Source organism: Muricoprocola aceti, from assembly GCF_025567005.1.
Lineage (GTDB): Bacteria > Bacillota > Clostridia > Lachnospirales > Lachnospiraceae > Marvinbryantia > Marvinbryantia aceti.
This window is the reverse complement of record NZ_JAOQKE010000023.1, coordinates 1-22943: the sequence shown is the minus strand read 5'-3', so window position 1 is coordinate 22943 and position 22943 is coordinate 1. Positions and strand designations below refer to the sequence as shown.

Here is a 22943-nt window from a genome sequence, read left to right as displayed (position 1 = left end):
TATGCCAAATTTTCATTGCATGAGACGATTTTACTGAATTTTGCCCTCGTATCTATGAAAGCACTTAACAGATATGAAAAATGTTGTTTCACGCATCAAAAAATGTTTCACGTGAAACATTGAGACATTTTCGTATAATTTTCTCTTTTTTGAAAATTTCATTGTATACCTGGAAGAATTCGTTTATACTATAATTATATGGTAACTATTCAGAACCTACTGTCCCGCAAGGTACTAAACAGTTACGTTATATGATATAACATGTTTATCCAAAAATGGAGGATCTTATAATGAAGAAACGTTTAGAGACATTACTAAAGCTTGGTATCTTTGCTGGCATTGTTATGTACTTTGCTAACAAGTTTGTTGAATCTTCCGCTTTACTTCGAAAATTATTAAAAATTAATTCTGGTTATTATTATAACTGGAAACATGGTTCGATTTATTATACAAAACAAGGACATGGTGATCCACTTCTGCTGATTCATGATCTTTATCCAAGTTCATCCAGCGCAGAGTGGAATGAGGTAATCGAGGATCTTTCTCAGTCTCATACTGTCTATGCTATTGATTTACCAGGATGTGGCCGTTCCGCAAAGCCTCACATCACCTATGTGAATTACTTTTATACACAACTGTTATCTGACTTTGTAACTGACGTTATACAGGAGCCGACCGCTGTCACGGCCACAGGTATCTCCTCATCCTTTGCTACTATGGCAGCACATTTATATCCGGACAAATTTACCAAATTAACCTTTATAAATCCTCAGAGCCCATCACAGTTGGCAACGATTCCATTAAATACAGCCAAATTTACCAAATCCATTATGAATTGCCCTATTCTTGGTACTTTCCTGTATTATATTTTCTGTTCTGAGAATGAAATCGAATATAACTTTACTGAAGAATACTTTTATAATCCATTTCTGGTATCTTCTAAAGTTATGCATACTTACTATGAATCTGCGCATTGGAATCAGGGAAGCGGACGTTTTCTGCTCGCCAGCCTGCATGGAAATTATATAAATGCAAATGTGAATCTTGCATTTTCCAGTCTGACGCAAGATACTCAACTGATCTTTGGTAAAGAACTGGCAAATGCAGAAAATATTGCTGCATCTTACCAAAAGTTAAATCCAGTAACCAAAGTTTCTTATATTTCTAAGACGAAAATGCTGCCACATTTGGAAGCACCTGCGAAATTATTATCATTACTTTGAAATCTAGTACAGCGTACAAAAATTAACTATACTAATAGCGCAGAATGTATTTTCATTCTGCAAAGAAAAAAGAGGAGAATCATAAAATTTATGATTCTCCTCTTTTTCAGGGTATTTGTTTAAGACAATGGCTCTCTTGATGGCATTCCAGCTTTTCTTGGATATTTTTTTGCCGTTTTTTCATGCTTTTTTATGATTACCAGCGATCTTTCAATATCACTGCCTTCCAACTGGAATTTTACAGTATGATCCAGCTTACCTCCCAACAGGAAAATTGCTTTTTTTGCCTGTTCCAGTTCTTCTTCTATCTTTCCTGACTTATAGGAAACAAATATTCCATTCACTTTTGTATACGGTATACAATATTCGCTAAGAGAAGATAAATTAGCTACTGCTCTTGAAACAACCAGATCGAACCGCTCCCTGTATTCGGCTTCTTTCGCAAAATCTTCTGCTCTTCCATGTATTGCTGTAATATTGTCCAGCTGCAGTTCTTCTATGACATGATTTAAGAATTTTACACGCTTTCCAAGAGAATCCAGCAATACAATCTTCAAATGTGGAAAAGCAATCTTTAATGGTAATCCAGGGAATCCTGCCCCTGTTCCCACATCCATAACAGATGTTACAGCAGACAGATCCACCCCCCTTACCAAAGCAAGACTATCCTCAAAATGTTTTTGCAGAACTTCCTGAAAATCTGTAATACCAGTGAGATTCATAAAAGAATTCCATTCCACAAGCAATTCATAATAGCGTACGAACTGTTGCTGCTGCTCTGTGGATAAAGTCAGATTCATTTTTTCACAGTTTTCCAGAAATTTTGTCATATCGTATGATTCAAATTCCGACATAGTTACCTCATTTCTACTATTTTTGAAATCTATATATACATTACTTATATTGCAGATATTGTATCTATACAGATACAATATCTGTCGTTATTTATCATTTTATGTATTTTTATAGATACATTTTTATCTTTGTATACAAAGTGCTTTATATATACATTTTTATTTATTCTTCATGTCTCGGATGCCGATTCATCTGTTCCATATAGATCAAAAGGACAGAAATATCTGCCGGTGAAACTCCTGAGATTCTGGAAGCCTGTCCAACAGAAATTGGACGGAATAAATTCAATTTCTGCTGTGCTTCGATACGAAGTCCATGAATCTCTTCATAACAGATCGTTTCAGGGATCTTTTTGTTCTCCAGCTTCTTAAACTGCTCTACCTGCTTTAACTGGCGCTTGATATAACCTTCGTATTTGATATTAATATTCACCTGTTCATCCACACCACGATTTAGCAGTGGACGTTCCGGATCCAGTTCTGCCAGCATCTCATAATCCAGTTCCGGTCTGCGAATCAGTTCGCCAAGTGTCGTTCCAGTCTTCAGAGGGGTACTGTTATGTGCCTCAAGAAATGCCTGAACCTTTGGATTAGCTCCAATATTGAGATGTTCTACACGTCTGGTCTCTTCTGCGATCTGTTTTTCCTTTTCCAAAAGCTGCTGATAAGTCTCATCATCAATCAGTCCTATCTTATGTCCCAGAGGCGTCAGACGCTGATCAGCATTATCCTGACGTAAAAGCAGACGATACTCAGACCGGGAAGTCATCATACGATATGGCTCTTTATTATCCTTTGTAACCAGATCATCAATCAATACTCCAATATAGGACTCTGAACGGTCAAATACCACCTGTTCCCGACCAAGCGTCTTCAGTGCAGCATTAATTCCTGCAGCCAGCCCCTGTGCGGCGGCTTCCTCATATCCTGAACTTCCATTAAACTGTCCTCCACTGAATAATCCCTGAATATTCTTAAATTCCAGCGTTGGCTTCAGCTGTCTTGCATTGATACAGTCATACTCAATGGCATAGGCATTACGCACAATCTCTGCATTCTCCAGTCCTGGCACAGAACGATACATCTCAATCTGCACATCCTCCGGCAGAGAACTGGACATTCCCCCTACATACATCTCATTCGTATAACGTCCCTCTGGCTCTATAAATACCTGATGTCGGTTTTTATCTGCAAACCTTACCACTTTATCTTCAATAGATGGGCAGTAGCGTGGCCCGGTTCCTTCAATCATGCCGGAATACAATGGGGAACGGTCCAGATTGGCCCGAATGATCTCATGCGTCTTCTCATTAGTATAAGTCAGCCAACAGGATACCTGATCAATCTGTACCTCTTCCGGATCAGTAGAAAAAGAAAACGGCACTACCCTCTTATCGCCAAACTGCTCTTCCATCTTGGAGAAATCAATACTTCTTTTGTCAATACGCGCCGGTGTTCCCGTTTTAAACCGATACATTTCAATTCCATGAGCCTTCAGAGAATCTGTCAGATGATTGGCCGCCTGAAGCCCGTTTGGACCGGTGTAATTACTGATATCTCCGTAAATACATCTGGCTTTCAGATAAGTACCTGTACACAATACACACGCTCTGCAGTGATATACTGCACCGGAAAATGTTTTCACACCGGTCAGAACACCGTCTTCCACAATGATCTCTGTTACTTCAGCCTGCTTGATGGTCAGATTAGGCGTATTTTCCAGAGTTTTTCTCATCCTGCTGCTATAGTCACGTTTATCTGCCTGTGCTCTCAATGAATGCACTGCAGGCCCTTTAGAGCCATTCAGCATCTTAGACTGAATAAATGTATGGTCAATATTTTTTCCCATTTCTCCACCCAGTGCATCAATCTCTCTGACCAGATGACCTTTGGAGCTTCCGCCTACATTGGGATTACATGGCATCAGTGCAATACTGTCTACGCTGACGGTAAACATCACCGTTTTCAGCCCCAATCTTGCACAGGCAAGCGCAGCTTCACAGCCTGCATGTCCTGCCCCTACTACCACCACATCTGTAGTTACTTCTAAATGATTCATTTTCTTGTCCTCTTACTTACTTTCCCATACAGAATTTGCTGAAAATCTCATTAACCAGATCTTCTCCTACTGATTCTCCGGTGATGCTGCCAAGTTCTTCATATGCATTCATCAGATCAATGGAGAAGAAATCTTCCGGCATCTGATTCTGAATGCTTGTCATTACCTGTTTCAGACTCTCCAGCGCTTCTGACAGCGCTGCTTTCTGTCTCATATTTGTAATATATATCTGATCATTAAAAGAGAGATTCCCATCATAAAACATATCTTTGATCGTCTGCTCCAGCCGGTCAATTCCCTGTTCCTCTTTTGCCGATATCGGTATCACCGGCTTATCCAGCCTCTCACGGATCATCTCTTCTGTCGTCACCAGATCCAGATCCATTTTATTCAAAAGCACAATTGCCTTTCTGTCACGGATCAGTTCCATAATCTCTTCATCGTTTTCATCCAGTTGCGTGGAGGAGTCTGCCACATAAATAACCAGATCTGCATCTTTTGCATAGGTCTTTGCCTTTTTTACACCAATCTTCTCTACTACATCTTCTGTTTCCCGGATACCTGCGGTATCGATAATATTCAGACTGATTCCAGACAGACTCATCTGCTCTTCCAGCACATCTCTGGTAGTTCCAGCAATATCCGTTACAATAGCTCGTTCTTCCCCTAGAAGAACATTCAACAGAGAGGATTTCCCGGCATTTGGCTTTCCTACAATGACGGTTCGTATCCCCTCTTTCATGCGTTTTCCATTCTCAGCAGAAGCAATCAGTGATGTGATCTTTTCTATCCATTGCTCTGTCTGCTCTTCCAGCTGCTCCGGATATCCATCCAGACTGATATGTTCTGGATCATCCAGCGCTGATTCAATATAGGCAATATGATAAATAATCTTTTCCCGTATCTCCCTGACCGCTTTCAACACAGATCCTTTTAACTGACTGACAGAGCTTTTCAGTGCATATTCATTCTTGGCATTGATCACATCTATCACAGCCTCTGCCTGAGACAGATCAATTCTGCCATTCAAGAATGCTCTCTTCGTGAATTCTCCTGGTTCAGCCAGTCTTGCACCCTTGCGGGTTACCAGCTCCAGAATCCGATTCATGGCGTATACGCCTCCGTGGCAGTTGATCTCTACGGTATCCTCAGAGGTAAAGCTCCTCGGACCTCTCATAAGCATCACCAGGACCTCATCCAGAAACTCTTCTCCGTCTCTGATGTATCCATAATGTATCGTATGTGTCGGCATATCTGCCAGCTTCTTTCCATTTCTGGAATCATATATTTTATCTGCAATCTCTACCGCATCCGGTCCGCTGATACGTACAATACCGATACCAGAACTGGTCATTCCAGTCGAGATTGCTGCAATTGTGTCTGCGTGAAACATGAAGCACTCCTCCTAAAATATCTTAAACAGTATAGCAGATTTTATTTTATAATACAAACCACAAATCCTTATTTTTATTGCTTTTTCCGTATCTTCTGTGTTACACTGTTAACAACTCATTGAATTATTGTAACTATTCAGTACCTTCACAGTTACATATTATTATGATAAGGAGATTATACAAATGGGCACAACTGAAAATAATGAAAATATGGAAGAATTTGATACCGTCACTCTGGAGATGGATGACGGAAGCGAAGTAGAATTCGCAATCCTGGATGAATTCGAGATAGATTCTGAAAAGTTTGTATTACTTGGTGAAATCGAAGGGGACAGCGTAACAGATGATCCGGAACATATGTTATTCATGAGATCTGAAGCAGATGATACCTGTACCGATGAAGAGATCGTTCTCACCGTCATTGATGACGATGAAAAATACAACGCTGTTGTTGATTTCTATACCGAGCTTGACTAAGACAAAATGAGGGCGGGAACCATTGGTTCCCGCCCCATTGATTTAACGGTTATTATTTCTCTTTAATGTAACAACGACTTTACGGTAAGGTTCTTCTCCTTCACTGTGAGTAGTTACATAAGGATCGTTCTGCAGTGCAGAATGAATGATTCTTCTCTCGTAAGGATTCATCGGTTCAAGGAATACCGGCCTTCTTGTTCTCTTTACCTTGTATGCAATATTCTTTGCCAGGTTTTCCAGTGTTTCCTTTCTACGGCTTCTGTAGTTCTCAGTATCTACTTTCACACGTACATAACCAGATTTTCCTTTGTTGACTACCAGACTGGTCAGATACTGAAGAGAATCCAGTGTCTGTCCTCTCTTACCGATCAGGACACCCATATCCTCTCCGGACATCTCCACAGTCAATACTTCATCTTCAAATTCTACATGTACTTCTACTTCCATCTCAATGGATGCAAATACATCTTTCAGGAATTTTACTGCCTTTTCCTTTGCTTCTTCCTTTTCTTCCGGAGTCAGCGGTACAACTTTACGTTCTTTTTTTACTTCAACTGGAGCTTCCTGCACCGGTTCTGCTGCTGGCTCTGCTGCAACGGTTGTTTCTTCCTTTACTGCAACAGGCTCTTCCTGACGGAATTCTTTTCGTTCAGGTCTTTCTTTCTTTTCCTTTTTGAATTCCTTCTTGTTTTCTTTGAACTCTTTTTTCTCTTTTTTAAATTCTCGTTTTTCTTTCTTTGCAGGTTTTTCTTCTTTTACTTCCTCTTTCAGAATATCTTCCACTGCAACTTTCTTTCTTGCCTTGATGATCGCTTTCTTGCTTCCGAATCCAAGGAATCCTGTACTTCCTTCTTCGATTACTTCGTATTCGATATTATCACGGAATGTTTCCAGCTTCAAAGATGCTTCCAGGATTGCATCTTTCACCGTTTTGGCGGTGACGGTAATATATTCTTCCATTGTTCGAATCTCCCTCTACTTTTTATAGCTTTTTGCGTTCTTGTTCGTCTTTTCATTGTACTGCTCTACCATTCTTGCTTTGGATGCAATACTTCCAGGTTTTGCAGCCTTGTTATAATATTCTGTAGAATCCTTCATACTCTGAAGTCTCTTTTCGTTTTTGTTGCGAATAGCCTCTTCATCTTCCACTACCGGATTCTGAAGGTTCTTCAGGTTCTTCTTTGCCTGGCCACTGATATTTTCCGGACGCAGCCCCTGTTTAACGCGCTTCTCATTGTATTTTTCCATGTTCTGTTTTACCATCTCTTCGATGTCTACTTTTTCCATACGCTTATTTACAATGAGCTGAATCACGCATCTTACTGCCGAACTTGCTACCCAGTAGATACCGATACCAGTGGAAAATGTAAAGCAGAAAAATACAGACATCAATGGCATCATCGTATTCATGGTCTTCATAGAAGAATTCATTGCGCTGTTGGCATCATCTCCAGTTGTTTCCGGCTGAGGAATCAGCTTGGTATTCAGATACTGAGTCAGACCTGCAAGTACCGGAATCAGAATGGCAATGACAAGTGCCAGCCACTGATGATTTGCAAAACTGTTTTTAATAATAGCGAACGGTGAGTCTGTAATATTAATTGTTAAAAAGCTGTTTACATGTGCAGCCTGTGCTGCGGTCTGTTCGATTACAGTCTTATAATCCGGAAATTTATCTGCAAACGCCGCCCAGTTCGCCGGTGTCATACTATGCAGAATATCTACCACAGAATCACTGGTAAATCCTACTTTATCCAGATTTACTCTGGCATTGGTAGCAAAATCAGACAGAAATGTCTGCATCTGAGCAGATGCCAGTACATCATTTACCAGTGCGGTATACATCTCGTATACACTCTTTACATATGCAGGCACTTTCCAGATAACCTGATACATAGCGAACAGAATCGGCATCTGAATCAGCATTGGCAGGCAGCTTCCCATTGGTGAGATACCGTATTTTGCATACAGAGCCTGCTGTTCTTCCTGCATCTTCATCATAGAAGCCTGGTCTTTTTTGTTCTTATACTTCTTGGCAATTGCCTGAAGCTCTGGATTCATAACCTGTGTCAGCTTTGATGACTTCTGCTGTTTGATCGTCAGTGGAAGCATTAATACATTGATCACAATGGTAAATAAGATAATACACAGACCGATGTTCTGAATATTAAATGCCCCACTCAGGAATAAGTAAAGTGCATTAATGATAAAACCAAGAAGCGTGGCTACTGGTCCTATAATAAACACATTACTTTTGGTAAGTACTGTTGTTTTCAAATTTTTTTCCTCCTAAAAGATAAGAATTCATCCGGAACCGGATCGATTCCACCATGTGAAAAGGGATTACATCTTAATATTCTCCAGGCTGCCAGAATACTTCCTTTGATTGCACCGTGCTTCTGTATCGCTTCTAATCCATACTGCGAACAGGTTGGCACATACGGACATCTGGTTGTCTTCATCGGCGATAAATACTTCTGGTAAAATCTGATCAAAAGAATCAATAACTGTTTCATCTGATACCTAGTTTCCCTCCCAGGTGCAGTAATGCACTCTCTATTTCATGATAGCTTTTCTCCTTCGCGGAAGGTCTTACGATTACGACTAAATCGTACCCTGACTGAAATTGTTCTTCATTCAGACGGTAACTTTCTCTTACCAGTCTGGTAAGGTGATGTCTCACTACGCTGTTTCCTACTTTTTTGCTTACAGATATTCCCAGGCGATTCCTGGTTCCAGCATTCTGTAACGCATACATAATTAAATACTTATTTGCCTGCGATTTTCCCTGATGATATACCATCTGAAAATCACGATTCTTTTTTAAAGACTCTGAAAATTTCATATTTTCGTGTTTTTTCCCCTTAATATGAAGAAAAGGCCACAAAAATGCGGCCTATGCTGATAAAACTTTTCTTCCTTTTGCTCTTCTTGCAGCTAATACTTTTCTTCCGCCTGGAGTACTCATTCTGGATCTGAATCCGTGTACTTTAGATCTCTGTCTCTTCTTAGGCTGAAATGTCATCTTTGCCATAGTTCCGGGCACCTCCTTCTTCTAACCAAACATTTATCATTATTGGTAATTATTCTTCAATTTACGTAGAAAAACATCATTTCAATTATATTCATAAAAACAGGGTTCGTCAAGTAATTTATCTTGATTTATAAAAAAATTATCACAGCTTTTCAATCCGCCTGTGGTTGGGCGCACTCCTGCTGGTTCTCCAGTTTTATGTGGATCGTGTGAATATTCCCCACAAAGTTATCCACATTGTGGGGATAACTTGTGAATAACTCGGTGATAACGTGTGTATAAATAAATCTTGTCCACGAAATGCCTTGTATTTACGCATGTGGATGATGTGTACAGCTCCATTCACAAATTCACATTTTCCACTTCACAATCCACATGAGCCACATTTTTTTGTAAATAATGTGTGTATAACCACCATTTTTCCATAAAAAAGGGGTTTTACACATAATTATACACATTCCTTTAAACTTTTGATTGCGCATTAATGGAATTTGGTTTAATATTATAAACAGAGATTTTATGTGCAAAAGGAGAATTTTCATGAATGTAATAGAAGAAAACTGGGATGCTATTCTGAATCATGTTATGGTCGAACATGAAGTGTCAAAGGTATCCTTTGATACCTGGTTACAACCGTTAAAAGTCCACAGTTTTGAGAATAATATTGTAACTATTCTGGTCGATGACCAGATGAAGATCAATTATATTCAGAAAAAATATACGCTTCCTATAAAAGTAGCCATCGCCGAACTGACCGGTCTTGACTGCTCTTTGGACTTTATTCTTCCTGAAAATATAAAGACACAGGAAACAAAAGCGAAAGATGTGGAAAAAACAAATCTGCTTTTAGAAAAGGCGAATTTGAACCCACGTTATACTTTTGATACATTTGTGGTAGGAAAAAATAACAATTTTGCACATGCAGCTTCCCTTGCAGTGGCAGAATCACCGGGTGAAGTATATAATCCGCTGTTTATTTACGGAGGTGTTGGACTGGGAAAAACCCATCTGATGCATTCCATCGCCCACTTTATTTTAGACCAGGATCCGGAAAAAAAGGTACTCTACGTGACCAGTGAGACCTTTACCAATGAGGTAATTGACAATATCCGAAGCGGTAACAGTGCTGCTATGTCCAAATTCCGCGACAAATACCGCAATATTGATGTTCTCCTTATAGATGATATTCAGTTTATTATAGGAAAAGAATCTACACAGGAAGAATTTTTCCATACTTTTAACGATCTTCACAGCGCAGGAAAACAGGTCATTATCTCCTCAGATAAGCCGCCAAAAGAGATGATCACCCTGGAAGACCGCCTGAAGTCCCGCTTTGAATGGGGCCTGATCGCCGATATTTCCTCTCCGGATTACGAAACACGTATGGCCATTTTGAAAAAACGGGAAGAACTGGATGGCTATACCATAGATAACTCCGTCATCGAATATATTGCGACCAATGTGAAGTCCAACATCCGTGAACTGGAGGGTGCTCTGAACATTGTCGTTGCTTTCGGTAATTTAAATAAGAGGGAAATCAATCTGGAACTGGCCAAAGAAGCCTTAAAAAACATCATTTCACCAGATGAAAAGAAGGTCATTACGCCTGAATATATTCTCGATACCGTCAGTGAGCACTTCCATGTCTCCAAAGATGACATCAAGGGTTCCAAGAGAAATGCAGAAATCGTTCTTCCAAGACAGATCGCCATGTATCTCTGCAGAAAAATGACACAGATTAAGTATAAAGAACTGGGAACACTCCTTGGCGGCAAGGATCATTCCACGATTATCCATGGCTGCAAGACCATTGAAGATGAGATTGCAACAAATGATAATATCCGTAATACGGTAGATATTTTAATAAAGAAGATTAACCCAAATTAGAGTTATCCACACTTATCCACCTTGAAAAAGGGGAGTTTTGTGAGTTTCTCACATAGTTATACCGTCGTTTTTTCCCTTAAATACGGGGGAAAAGGCACTTATCTACAAATCCACAGACCCTATGACGACGGCTACTAATCTTTTTTAATTACATACGCACTAAGCTGAAAGGAGCATCGGCTATGAAAATCGTTTGTTCTAAGTCCGAATTAATGAAAAGCATTAACATTGTGATGAAGGCTGTGCCTTCCAAAACCACAATGCCAATTCTGGAATGCATCCTGATTGATGCTTCCAAAGGAGAAATAAAATTTACCACCAATGATATGGAGCTTGGTATTGAAACTATTGTAAAAGGAGAGATTGTGGAAAAAGGTGTGATTGCCCTGGAAGCAAAGCTTTTTTCTGAAATTATCCGTAAACTGGCTGACAGCGATATTACCATCTCGACAGATGACCGTTATCAGGCGTTGATAACCTGTGAAAATTCACAGTTCAACATTTCCGGTAAAGCAGGAGATGATTATCCGTATCTTCCTTTTGTGGAAAAAGATCATTCTATCAGTGTGTCTCAGTTTACTCTGAAAGAAGTCATTCGTCAGACCATTTTCTCTATTGCACAGAATGAAAATAACAAGATGATGACCGGTGAGTTGTTTGAAATCACAGATAATATCCTGAAAGTCGTATCTCTGGACGGTCATCGCATCTCAATTCGTAAAATCGAATTGAAGGAGAACTATGAAAACCGCAAGGTTGTCGTTCCAGGAAAGACACTCATCGAAATCAGTAAAATCTTATCTGGCGAAGTAGATGATGTTGTCAACATTTACTTTACCAGGAATCATATTCTGTTTGAATTCGATGATACAATTGCAGTTTCCCGTCTGATCGAGGGAGACTATTTCCGCATTGATCAGATGCTGTCCAGTGATTATGAGACCAGGATCACTATTAACAAAAGAGAAATGCTGAATTGTATCGACCGTGCTACGCTGCTGATTAAAGAAAGTGACAAGAAACCAATTATCATTGGTATTGATGATACCAACATGGAACTGAAGATTAATTCTCAGATCGGTTCCATGAATGAACACATTGCCATTGAGAAAGAGGGCAAAGATATTCTGATTGGATTTAATCCAAGATTTCTGATTGATGCTCTTCGTGTTATTGACGATGAGAATATCCATATTTATCTGGTTAATTCCAAGGCGCCATGTTTTATCAAGGATGAAAAAGAAAGTTATATTTACCTGATTTTACCGGTTAACTTTAATATATAATACCAGGGGAATAAATCAAAGACTACGATATCCGAATGTTTGATAGAATTGTGAGAGTGCGAAGCACGGAACAATTCGTGGTATTATAAACTGAGAAAGGAACAAAAATGGAAACCATAAAATTACGTGAGGAATATATCAAGCTTGGACAGGCTCTGAAGGCTGCCGGTTTGGCAGAATCCGGTGTGGATGCCAAGTTTGTCATACAGGATGGACTGGTGAAAGTCAATGGCCAGACAGAACTGCAGCGTGGTAAGAAGCTGTACGATGGTGATGAAGTGGAATTTGAAGGCAGCATCATCAAGATCGAAAAATAAGCTGGTGCATATATGATAATTGATTCTATAAAGCTTGAAAATTTCCGTAATTATCCATCGCTGAAGTTAAAATTCGATTCGGGGACCAATATTTTTTACGGAGATAATGCCCAGGGAAAGACTAATATTCTGGAGTCCGTCTATGTATGCGGGACGACCAAGTCACACCGCAGCAGTAAGGACAGGGAGATGATTCGGTTTGAACAGGAAGAATCTCATATCCGGATGAAGATCATCAGGGGAGGATCTCCGGTAAAGATTGATATGCATCTGCGAAAAAATAAAACCAAAGGGATTGCCATCAATGGTGTTCCGATCCGAAAAGCCAGCGAGCTGTTTGGTGTGGCGAATTTTGTGTTTTTCTCTCCGGAAGATCTGAATATTATCAAAAACGGGCCTGGGGAGAGAAGAAGATTTGTGGATATGGAGCTTTGCCAGTTAAGCAGAGTCTATATGCATAATCTGGCAAATTATAATAAAATAGTGAATCAGAGAAACAAATTATTAAAAGAGATAGGTTTCAGACCTGATTTTATGGATACACTGGATATATGGGATATGCAGATGGTGGAATATGGCAGAAAAGTGATCGAAGAGAGAGCAGTATTTATCAGCAGGCTCAACGAGATCATGAGAGAGATCCATGGAAAGCTGTCTGGTAACCGGGAAGAGATTCTGGTTACCTATGATGCAAATGTACAGGCGGAAGCATTTGAAGAGACCCTGCGAAGAAACAGAGACCGGGATTTAAAGTTTAAGGTATCCCTGATCGGACCGCATCGGGATGATATTGGTTTTCAGATCAAACATGTGGATATCCGCAAGTTTGGCTCTCAGGGGCAGCAGAGAACCGCTGCATTGGCTCTGAAATTATCAGAAATTGAACTGGTCAGGCAGGAACTGGGGGATACCCCGATTCTATTGCTGGATGATGTGCTGTCTGAACTGGACAGTCACCGCCAGGGGTATTTGCTGGACAGTATCCATGATATTCAGACTCTGATCACCTGTACCGGTCTGGATGATTTTGTGGAAAACCGATTCCAGATCAATAAAGTGTTTCATGTAGTAGACGGAAAAGTGTTGGAATAGATAGGAGGATGTATGGGAACAGAAGTAAATCATGAATATGGAGCAGACCAGATTCAGATTCTGGAGGGGCTGGAAGCAGTCAGAAAGAGACCTGGTATGTACATCGGAAGTACTTCACTTCGTGGACTTCATCATCTGGTCTATGAAATTGTGGATAACGCAATTGATGAGGCCCTGGCTGGGTTTTGTAATACCATTGATGTAACGATCAATGAAGATAACTCTATTACGGTCATCGATAACGGACGTGGAATTCCGGTAGGAATTAATCATAAATCAGGAAAGCCGGCGGTAGAGGTTGTATTTACCATTTTGCATGCCGGAGGAAAATTTGGCGGTGGCGGATATAAGGTATCCGGTGGACTTCACGGGGTAGGAGCCTCAGTAGTAAACGCCCTTTCCGAATGGCTGGAGGTTACCATCTACAAAGAGGGAAAAGTCTACAACCAGCGTTATGAAAGAGGTCATGTCTGCTATCCGTTAAAAGTGATTGGAGAATGTGAAAAAGAAAAATCCGGCACTATGGTAACCTTTTTGCCGGATAAGCAGATTTTTGAAGATACGGTTTTTGACTATGACACCTTAAAACAGCGCCTTCGTGAAATGGCTTTTCTGACCAAGAATGTAAAGATTATTCTCAGGGATAAACGAGAAGGTCAGGAGATGGAAAAGACCTTCCACTATGAGGGAGGAATCAAGGAGTTCGTTACATACCTGAACAAAGGCAAGACTCCTCTGTATCCGGATATTATTTACTGTGAAGGAACCAGAGATGATGTATACGTAGAAGTATCCATGCAGCATAATGATTCTTACACAGAAGGATCCTACAGTTTTGTAAATAATATTACCACACCGGAGGGTGGTACTCATCTGACCGGTTTTAAGAATGCCTTAACAAAGACATTTAATGCTTATGCGAGATTAAATAAACTGATCAAGGAAAATGAGACGCTTTCCGGAGAAGATATCCGGGAAGGTCTGACTGCGATTGTCAGCATAAAGATTGGAGAGCCACAGTTTGAAGGCCAGACCAAGCAGAAGCTGGGTAACAGCGAGGCAAGAGGTGCGGTAGACAGTATCGTATCTGAGCAGTTGATGATTTATCTGGAACAGCACCCACAGGTGGCCAAGATCATTCTGGAGAAGTCCATTCTGGCTCAGAGGGCAAGGGAAGCAGCCAGAAAGGCCAGAGAGCTGACCAGAAGAAAATCAGCACTGGATGGACTTTCCCTTCCGGGAAAACTGGCAGACTGCTCAGATAAGGATCCGAAAAACTGTGAGATTTACATCGTAGAGGGAGACTCTGCGGGAGGTTCTGCAAAGACAGCCAGAACCCGTGCCACCCAGGCAATTCTGCCGCTACGTGGTAAGATCTTAAACGTAGAAAAGGCCAGACTGGACCGCATTTATTCTAATGCGGAGATCAAAGCCATGATTACCGCTTTTGGTACCGGTATTCATGATGACTTTGATATTTCCAAGCTGCGTTATCATAAAATTATTATTATGACTGATGCCGATGTAGACGGTGCTCATATCAGTACTTTGCTGCTGACCTTTATCTATCGGTTCATGCCGGAACTGATCAAGCAGGGACATGTCTATCTGGCACAGCCGCCTCTGTATAAGCTGGAGAAAAATAAAAAAGTATGGTATGCCTATTCTGATGAGGAACTGGATCAGATCCTTCAGGAAGTAGGACGTGACCAGAATAATAAAATCCAGCGATACAAAGGTCTGGGAGAAATGGATGCAGAACAGCTATGGGAGACTACTATGGATCCGGAAAAGAGAATTCTGCTGAGAGTCAATATGGACGAAGATTCTACTTCTGAGCTGGACCTGACTTTCACCACACTGATGGGAGACCAGGTAGAACCAAGAAGAGAATTCATTGAAGAAAATGCAAAATATGCAAAAAATCTTGACATTTAGGAGGAACGATCGTGGAAGATAATATTTTTGACAAAGTACATGAAGTCGATCTGAAAAAGACCATGGAACAGTCTTACATCGAATATGCCATGAGCGTTATCGCATCCCGTGCGCTTCCTGATGTAAGAGATGGATTAAAACCGGTTCAGCGAAGAGTGCTTTATTCCATGATAGAGTTAAATAACGGGCCTGACAAGCCGCACAGAAAATGTGCCCGTATTGTCGGCGATACCATGGGTAAATACCATCCTCATGGGGACAGTTCCATTTATGGAGCCCTGGTTAATATGGCACAGGACTGGTCTACCCGTTATCCGCTGGTAGACGGCCACGGTAACTTTGGTTCCGTGGATGGTGACGGTGCCGCAGCGATGCGATATACCGAAGCACGATTAAGCAAGATCTCCATGGAGATGCTGGCGGACATCAATAAAGATACGGTAGATTTTGCACCGAACTTTGATGAAACAGAAAAAGAACCAACCGTGCTGCCATCCCGCTATCCGAATCTGTTGTGTAACGGAACTACCGGTATTGCAGTAGGTATGGCAACCAATATCCCTCCTCACAATCTTGGAGAGGTAGTCAATGCGGTCATTAAGATCATTGATAACCGTATTGAAGAAGGCAGAGATACTGAGATCGAAGAGATCCTGAAGATTGTGAAAGGACCGGACTTCCCAACTGGTGCCCAGATTCTGGGAACCAGAGGAATTGAAGAAGCATATCGTACCGGACGTGGCAAGATCCGTGTCCGTGCAGTGACCAATATGGAGACATTGCCAAATGGCAAGACCCGGATCATCGTTACAGAGCTGCCTTATCTGGTAAATAAAGCCAGATTGATTGAAAAGATTGCAGATCTGGTAAAAGAAAAGAAAATCGATGGTATCACAGCGCTGACAGATGAATCCAGCCGAGAAGGTATGCGGATCAATATCGAACTGCGCCGTGATGTAAATGCCAACGTAATTTTGAATCAGCTCTATAAGCATACCCAGCTGCAGGATACTTTTGGCGTGATTATGCTGGCTCTGTATAATAACCAGCCAGTGGTCATGAATCTTCTGCAGATGCTCACCTATTACCTGAAGCATCAGGAAGAAGTGGTAACCAGAAGAACCAGATATGATCTGAATAAAGCAGAAGAGCGTGCTCATATTTTACAGGGATTACTGATTGCACTGGATAAAATTGACGAAGTCATCCGCATTATCCGCGGATCCAGAAGCGCGGCCAGTGCCAAGGAATCTCTGATGGAACGCTTTACTCTGACAGATGTACAGGCACAGGCTATCGTAGATATGCGTCTGCGTGCACTGACCGGACTGGAAAGAGAAAAGATCGAGAATGAGTATGCAGAGCTGCAGAAAAAGATCTCAGAATTAAAGGCTATTCTGGCAGATGAGAATTTGCTTCTTGGTGTGATTAAGAAAGAACTGGAAGAGATTCGTGACAAATATGCGGATCCCAGAAGAACATCCATTGGATACGATGAATCTGATTTTTCCATGGAAGATTTGATTCCACAGGAAGAAGTGGTAGTCACTATGACGAAGCTGGGTTATATCAAACGTATGACCAGAGATAATTTTAAGAGTCAGAATCGTGGTGGCAAAGGAATCAAGGGTATGCAGACGCTGGATGATGACTATATCGAAGAACTGATACTGACAAATACCCATGCGTCCATTATGTTCTTTACTAATAAAGGACGAGTCTATCGTCTGAAGACCTATGAGATTCCGGAAGCATCCAGAACTGCAAGAGGAACTGCAATCATTAATCTTCTGCAGCTTCAGCCGGAGGAGACGATTACTTCGATTGTGACTATGAAAGAATATCGTGAGAATGCATATCTGTTCATGGCTACTAAAAATGGTATGGTGAAGAAGACTTCTCTGGATGAATACCAGAATATGAGAAAAACTGGTCTGACAGCCATTAATCTGCGGGAAGATGATGAACTGATTGAAGTAAAATATACCGATGGTGATCAGGATATATTCCTGGTAACCAAGTATGGACAGTGTATTCGTTTCCATGAATCAGATGTAAGAGCAACCGGTAGAGCTTCTATGGGTGTAATTGGAATCAATCTGATGGATACCGATGAGGTAGTGGGTATGCAGCTGTCCAGTCAGGGAGAATATATGCTGACGGTATCTGAGAATGGTATGGGTAAGCTGACAGATATCAATGAATTCACAGTTCAGAATCGTGGAGGAAAAGGTATTAAATGCTATAAGATCGTAGAAAAGACCGGTAATGTAGTTGGTATGAAGATCCTTAGCAGAGAAAATGAAGTCATGATGATCAATACGGATGGTATCATCATTCAGATGCCATGCAGTGATATTTCCATACTGGGAAGAGTGACATCTGGAGTAAAACTGATGGATCTGAAGAATGGAATTACAATTGCAAGTATTGCAAAAGTAAGAGAATCCTCTAAAAATGAAGAAGAGGCATCAGAAGAAAGTCAGAACGAAACAGAAAATGCAGGAGAAGAGACTGAAGAATAAAAGATTCAGATAAGAAAAGGACAATAAGTACTCTGTTTCAGGGTACTTATTTCCTTAATCAAGCAAAGAAATGAAGAGCGATAAAACCACAAAATGGAGATAGAATTATGAAGTTACGCAGAATGACTGCTGTCTTTGCCTCAAAATTTATTGCAAAGATCTGCAGAATGCTTGGAAAACAGGGGGTTACTTGGGCAGGAAAAATAGCCCTGATGATTGATCCTGCTATTTTATCGGAGCTGGCAGGAGATGTACGAGAAAAGATTTTTGTAGTCTGCGGAACAAATGGAAAGACAACAACGAATAATCTTTTATGTTCCACGCTGGAAGCACAGAATAAAAAAGTAGTGTGTAACCACACCGGATCCAATATGCTGAATGGCTGTGTGGCAGCCTTTGTTCTGGCAGCAGGATGGAATGGAAAACTGGATGCGGATTATGCATGTATTGAGGTAGATGAGGCTTCTGCACTTCGTATTTTTCCGCATTTTAAACCAGATTATTGTGTGCTGACCAATCTGTTCCGTGATCAGCTGGATCGTTATGGAGAGATAGACATTACCATGAATCTGGTAAAAGAGGCCATGAAGATGGCACCTGACATGAAAGTGATTGTCAATGCAGATGATGCATTGTCTACTTATGTTACCATGGAAAGTGGTAACGCTTATGCGACTTATGGAATTGGTGAGAAAGTATTCGAAGAATCGATCAATGAGATCAAAGAGGGACGGTTCTGTAAAAAATGTGGGGCAAAGATGAACTATCATTTTTATCATTTCAGCCAGCTGGGAGATTATTACTGCAGTAACTGTGATTTTAAACGTCCGGAGATTAAATACAATGCTTCTCATATTGAGACCGGAAAGCATCTTGCTTTTGATGTAGAGGGACGCCACATTGAAGCAAATTATCGGGGATTTTATAATATTTATAATATTCTGGCAGTCTATGCAGCAGCAAGAGAGGCTGGACTGGAAATACCGAATTTTGTAGAGGTACTGAAAAAATACAATCCGGAAAATGGCCGAAATGAGCATTTTTCCATCGATGGAACAGAAATTATCCTGAATCTTGCCAAGAATCCGGCAGGTTTTAATCAAAATATTTCAGCAGTTATGGAAGATACTTCAGAGAAAGATCTGATTATTCTCATCAATGATAATGACCAGGATGGAACAGATATATCCTGGCTGTGGGATGTGGACTTTGACCGTTTCCAGGCAGACAATATAAACAGTATTATTGTAAGCGGTATTCGTTGTCAGGATATGAGACTGAGATTAAAATACGTGGACATTTCATCCAGTCTGGAGCCGGATGTAGAAAAGGCAATCAGAGACCGGATTGAACATGGATGTAAGAATCTCTATGTGCTGGTTAACTATACCGGTCTTTACAGTACGCATAATATTCTGAAGAAAATAGAAGCAGAATATAGCGGAAAACAGGGGTGAAGAATATGAAGATAACAATTGGACATTTATATCCGGATCTGTTAAATCTGTATGGAGACAGAGGGAATATCCAGTGTCTCATGAAACGCTGCCAGTGGCGTGGAATAGAGGCAGAGACTATCTGTTATGAAATCAATGATGAGATAGACTTTTCTAAGCTGGATATTATACTTCTGGGAGGTGGATCAGACCGTGAGCAGATGCTTGTATGTGATAAACTGAAAAATATCAAAACGTCTTTTCAGACCTATGTAGAAGATAATGGGGTAGTGATCGCTATCTGTGGTGGTTTTCAGCTTCTTGGAAATTATTATGCGACAGCAGAAGGAAATATCGAAGGGCTGGGTATCATTGATCTGGATACAGACAGAGGTACAGACTACCGGCTGATTGATAATATTGTACTGGAAAGTGATCTGGTTTCTATGCCGGTAGTAGGATTTGAGAATCATGGCGGCAGAACCAATATCAAGAATAATAAGCCTTTTGGAAAAGTGATTTATGGAAGTGGTAATGATGGAAAAAGTGGTTATGAAGGTGTAGTATATAAAAACGTCATTGGTACGTATCTTCACGGACCACTTTTGCCAAAGAATCCGGAAGTAGCAGATTATCTGATCCAGAAAGCGCTGGAAAGAAAATATGGTGAGCCGGTGGTTTTAAAAGCATTGGATGATACTGAAGAGAAAGAAGCAAATGCTTATATCTATAACCGATTCAAAGGGAAAGTAAGCAAGCCACAGAATCAGGAACAGCTTGTATAGGCAATGAAAAAAACTGTAAAAAACTTTCAAAAATGATATTGACAAATATAAATAGATTTAGTATAATGACTCATGCGTCAGTGATTGATGCATATTTTGAATATCAATAATGAGAATTCAGAATCCGGAGAAATACTCAAGAGGCTGAAGAGGCGCCCCTGCTAAGGGTGTAGGTCGTTTGCGCGGCGCGAGGGTTCAAATCCCTCTTTCTCCGTTAGTCAGCTACAAAAATTTAAAAAAGTAGTTGACAAGCAAGAACAGATATGATAATATATAGAAGTTCGCTTGAAGAACCGAGACGAAAAAGCAACTTGAAAAAAGTTAAAAAAGTAGTTGACAAAGTTCTGAAAAAGTGATAAAATATCAAAGTTACTGCTGATAAGCAACGAGATAAAGAACCTTGATAATTGAACAGTGAAACAACCTTGAAAGATTCTAAAAAAGTTTTATCATTCAAGGAACTGACCTTATAAAACAGTAAAAGGGATAGATTAGCTAGTATGTTGATTTTGAACTGGATTAAATTTATTTTGAGAGTTTGATCCTGGCTCAGGATGAACGCTGGCGGCGTGCTTAACACATGCAAGTCGAGCGAAGCACTTAAGAAAGATTCTTCGGATGAATTCTTTGGTGACTGAGCGGCGGACGGGTGAGTAACGCGTGGGTAACCTGCCTCATACAGGGGGATAACAGTTAGAAATGACTGCTAATACCGCATAAGCGCACAGTGCTGCATGGCACAGTGTGAAAAACTCCGGTGGTATGAGATGGACCCGCGTTGGATTAGGCAGTTGGCGGGGTAACGGCCCACCAAACCGACGATCCATAGCCGGCCTGAGAGGGTGAACGGCCACATTGGGACTGAGACACGGCCCAAACTCCTACGGGAGGCAGCAGTGGGGAATATTGCACAATGGGGGAAACCCTGATGCAGCGACGCCGCGTGAGTGAAGAAGTAATTCGTTATGTAAAGCTCTATCAGCAGGGAAGAAAATGACGGTACCTGACTAAGAAGCCCCGGCTAACTACGTGCCAGCAGCCGCGGTAATACGTAGGGGGCAAGCGTTATCCGGATTTACTGGGTGTAAAGGGAGCGTAGACGGCCGTGCAAGTCTGATGTGAAAGGCTGGGGCTCAACCCCGGGACTGCATTGGAAACTGTATGGCTGGAGTGCCGGAGAGGTAAGCGGAATTCCTAGTGTAGCGGTGAAATGCGTAGATATTAGGAGGAACACCAGTGGCGAAGGCGGCTTACTGGACGGTAACTGACGTTGAGGCTCGAAAGCGTGGGGAGCAAACAGGATTAGATACCCTGGTAGTCCACGCCGTAAACGATGATTACTAGGTGTTGGGGGACATGGTCCTTCGGTGCCGCCGCAAACGCAGTAAGTAATCCACCTGGGGAGTACGTTCGCAAGAATGAAACTCAAAGGAATTGACGGGGACCCGCACAAGCGGTGGAGCATGTGGTTTAATTCGAAGCAACGCGAAGAACCTTACCAAGTCTTGACATCGAGAGGACAGAGTATGTAATGTACTTTCCCTTCGGGGCCTCGAAGACAGGTGGTGCATGGTTGTCGTCAGCTCGTGTCGTGAGATGTTGGGTTAAGTCCCGCAACGAGCGCAACCCCTATCTTCAGTAGCCAGCAATTCGGATGGGCACTCTGGAGAGACTGCCGGGGATAACCCGGAGGAAGGCGGGGATGACGTCAAATCATCATGCCCCTTATGACTTGGGCTACACACGTGCTACAATGGCGTAAACAAAGGGAAGCGAGGGAGTGATCCGGAGCAAATCCCAAAAATAACGTCTCAGTTCGGATTGTAGTCTGCAACTCGACTACATGAAGCTGGAATCGCTAGTAATCGCGAATCAGCATGTCGCGGTGAATACGTTCCCGGGTCTTGTACACACCGCCCGTCACACCATGGGAGTCGATAACGCCCGAAGTCAGTGACCCAACCGAAAGGAGGGAGCTGCCGAAGGCGGGATTGGTAACTGGGGTGAAGTCGTAACAAGGTAGCCGTATCGGAAGGTGCGGCTGGATCACCTCCTTTCTAAGGATAAACAGAATCAACGAAGTAGAGATTGTTTCACTGTTCAGTCATCAAGGATGACAAAATTTCTGGTGGCGATGCGCTTAGGGGACACACCCGTTCCCATCCCGAACACGATGGTTAAGACCTAAGCGGCCGATGGTACTGCACTGGAGACGGTGTGGGAGAGCAGGTGGCCGCCAGATTAAGAAAAAAGAAGCATTGCTTCTTCATATAGATACAGATAGCGGGTCAGATGAAACCATTTGGTTGATTAGGAAAAGGATTTGCGAAATGATGACCATCACAAACGGCCTGATATCAACCCAATCAGCAGGGAAGTGCTGTTATGATAGCTGGTTTTACCAGTGATTTAAGATCAGAAAGAGGTTTTTGGTTTTAAATGACTGATAAATATTCAGTCACAAATGAAATTTGTACCTTGAAAATCGCATATGGAAAATACAAAATATCAAATGGTTAAATCGAAAGATATTAACCATGCCGATAGAGACATCCGAGGAAGTTATCTTTAAGAAGGTAACAACCAAGAGAATAGTAAAAGTTTAGTAAACATTTATGAACTCTATAAAAACCCAG

18 protein-coding genes, 1 tRNA gene and 2 rRNA genes are annotated in these 22943 nt (G+C 41.4%); 13 read left to right on the top strand and 8 right to left on the bottom strand.

Annotation, left to right across the window (positions count from 1 at the left end):
* The first annotated feature begins 290 nt into the window (after positions 1 to 290).
* A complete protein-coding gene (locus OCV47_RS13615; protein ID WP_262655623.1) occupies positions 291 to 1223 on the top strand; it encodes an alpha/beta fold hydrolase in 933 nt (310 codons plus the stop codon).
* A 119-nt stretch (positions 1224 to 1342) separates the two neighbouring features.
* On the opposite strand, the gene rsmG is transcribed toward OCV47_RS13615, so the two are convergent.
* The 3 genes from rsmG to mnmE all read right to left on the bottom strand — a co-directional run bounded on the left by rsmG (position 1343) and on the right by mnmE (position 5529).
* A complete protein-coding gene (rsmG, locus tag OCV47_RS13610) occupies positions 1343 to 2077 on the bottom strand; it encodes a 16S rRNA (guanine(527)-N(7))-methyltransferase RsmG (protein ID WP_331481309.1) in 735 nt (244 codons plus the stop codon).
* A gap of 163 nt (positions 2078 to 2240) precedes the next feature.
* Positions 2241 to 4136 carry a tRNA uridine-5-carboxymethylaminomethyl(34) synthesis enzyme MnmG gene (gene mnmG, locus OCV47_RS13605; RefSeq protein ID WP_117449809.1) on the bottom strand — a complete coding sequence of 632 codons (1896 nt, stop codon included), beginning with the start codon at positions 4134 to 4136 and terminating at the stop codon, positions 2241 to 2243.
* Positions 4137 to 4152: 16 nt separating this feature from the next.
* Positions 4153 to 5529: a tRNA uridine-5-carboxymethylaminomethyl(34) synthesis GTPase MnmE gene (gene mnmE, locus OCV47_RS13600; RefSeq protein WP_262655622.1), complete on the bottom strand. Its 1377-nt coding sequence runs from the start codon at positions 5527 to 5529 to the stop codon at positions 4153 to 4155.
* A gap of 184 nt (positions 5530 to 5713) precedes the next feature.
* Here mnmE and OCV47_RS13595 point away from each other — a divergent pair, with 184 nt between their 5' ends.
* Positions 5714 to 6007 (top strand): DUF1292 domain-containing protein, encoded by a 294-nt coding sequence (locus OCV47_RS13595; protein ID WP_262655621.1) that lies wholly within the window; start codon positions 5714 to 5716, stop codon positions 6005 to 6007.
* Positions 6008 to 6049: 42 nt separating this feature from the next.
* Here OCV47_RS13595 and jag read toward each other — a convergent pair whose 3' ends face one another.
* The 5 genes from jag to rpmH are packed head-to-tail and all read right to left on the bottom strand — an operon-like array spanning position 6050 to position 9041.
* The gene (gene jag, locus OCV47_RS13590; protein ID WP_262655619.1) at positions 6050 to 6967 is read right to left on the bottom strand and encodes an RNA-binding cell elongation regulator Jag/EloR; all 918 of its coding nucleotides are present in this window, start codon (positions 6965 to 6967) and stop codon (positions 6050 to 6052) included.
* 15 nt (positions 6968 to 6982) lie between these two features.
* Positions 6983 to 8284 (bottom strand): YidC/Oxa1 family membrane protein insertase, encoded by a 1302-nt coding sequence (locus tag OCV47_RS13585; protein WP_262655618.1) that lies wholly within the window; start codon positions 8282 to 8284, stop codon positions 6983 to 6985.
* On the bottom strand, positions 8281 to 8523 hold the full coding sequence (gene yidD / locus OCV47_RS13580; RefSeq protein WP_117449814.1) for a membrane protein insertion efficiency factor YidD: 243 nt from the start codon (positions 8521 to 8523) through the stop codon (positions 8281 to 8283). Before yidD ends, OCV47_RS13585 begins: the two co-directional genes overlap by 4 nt.
* Positions 8520 to 8852 carry a ribonuclease P protein component gene (gene rnpA, locus OCV47_RS13575; protein WP_117449815.1) on the bottom strand — a complete coding sequence of 111 codons (333 nt, stop codon included), beginning with the start codon at positions 8850 to 8852 and terminating at the stop codon, positions 8520 to 8522. The genes yidD and rnpA overlap by 4 nt, the downstream gene beginning before the upstream one ends.
* A gap of 51 nt (positions 8853 to 8903) precedes the next feature.
* Entirely contained in the window at positions 8904 to 9041 is a 138-nt protein-coding gene (gene rpmH, locus OCV47_RS13570) for a 50S ribosomal protein L34 (RefSeq protein ID WP_117449816.1), read from the bottom strand.
* Positions 9042 to 9581: 540 nt separating this feature from the next.
* On the opposite strand from rpmH, the gene dnaA reads away from it, so the two are divergent.
* The 11 genes from dnaA (at position 9582) to rrf (ending at position 22549) form a co-directional block, all read left to right on the top strand.
* The gene (gene dnaA / locus OCV47_RS13565) at positions 9582 to 10928 is read left to right on the top strand and encodes a chromosomal replication initiator protein DnaA (RefSeq protein ID WP_117449817.1); all 1347 of its coding nucleotides are present in this window, start codon (positions 9582 to 9584) and stop codon (positions 10926 to 10928) included.
* A gap of 182 nt (positions 10929 to 11110) precedes the next feature.
* Positions 11111 to 12214, top strand: coding sequence for a DNA polymerase III subunit beta (gene dnaN, locus OCV47_RS13560; RefSeq protein ID WP_262655617.1), 1104 nt, complete (start codon positions 11111 to 11113; stop codon positions 12212 to 12214).
* A 107-nt stretch (positions 12215 to 12321) separates the two neighbouring features.
* Positions 12322 to 12531: an RNA-binding S4 domain-containing protein gene (locus tag OCV47_RS13555; RefSeq protein WP_117449819.1), complete on the top strand. Its 210-nt coding sequence runs from the start codon at positions 12322 to 12324 to the stop codon at positions 12529 to 12531.
* Between the two features lie 12 nt (positions 12532 to 12543).
* Positions 12544 to 13623, top strand: coding sequence for a DNA replication/repair protein RecF (gene recF / locus OCV47_RS13550; RefSeq protein WP_117449820.1), 1080 nt, complete (start codon positions 12544 to 12546; stop codon positions 13621 to 13623).
* Between the two features lie 12 nt (positions 13624 to 13635).
* Positions 13636 to 15561 carry a DNA topoisomerase (ATP-hydrolyzing) subunit B gene (gyrB, locus tag OCV47_RS13545; protein ID WP_117449821.1) on the top strand — a complete coding sequence of 642 codons (1926 nt, stop codon included), beginning with the start codon at positions 13636 to 13638 and terminating at the stop codon, positions 15559 to 15561.
* Positions 15562 to 15572: 11 nt separating this feature from the next.
* Positions 15573 to 18086 carry a DNA gyrase subunit A gene (gene gyrA / locus OCV47_RS13540; protein WP_262655615.1) on the top strand — a complete coding sequence of 838 codons (2514 nt, stop codon included), beginning with the start codon at positions 15573 to 15575 and terminating at the stop codon, positions 18084 to 18086.
* A 107-nt stretch (positions 18087 to 18193) separates the two neighbouring features.
* On the top strand, positions 18194 to 19543 hold the full coding sequence (locus OCV47_RS13535) for a MurT ligase domain-containing protein (protein WP_256298422.1): 1350 nt from the start codon (positions 18194 to 18196) through the stop codon (positions 19541 to 19543).
* Between the two features lie 5 nt (positions 19544 to 19548).
* Entirely contained in the window at positions 19549 to 20307 is a 759-nt protein-coding gene (locus OCV47_RS13530) for a type 1 glutamine amidotransferase (protein ID WP_117449825.1), read from the top strand.
* A 126-nt stretch (positions 20308 to 20433) separates the two neighbouring features.
* Positions 20434 to 20521, top strand: a tRNA-Ser gene (locus OCV47_RS13525).
* 312 nt (positions 20522 to 20833) lie between these two features.
* A 16S ribosomal RNA gene (locus OCV47_RS13520) occupies positions 20834 to 22364 on the top strand.
* A gap of 67 nt (positions 22365 to 22431) precedes the next feature.
* Positions 22432 to 22549: ribosomal RNA gene (gene rrf / locus OCV47_RS13515) — 5S ribosomal RNA — on the top strand.
* The last annotated feature ends 394 nt before the right edge of the window (positions 22550 to 22943 follow it).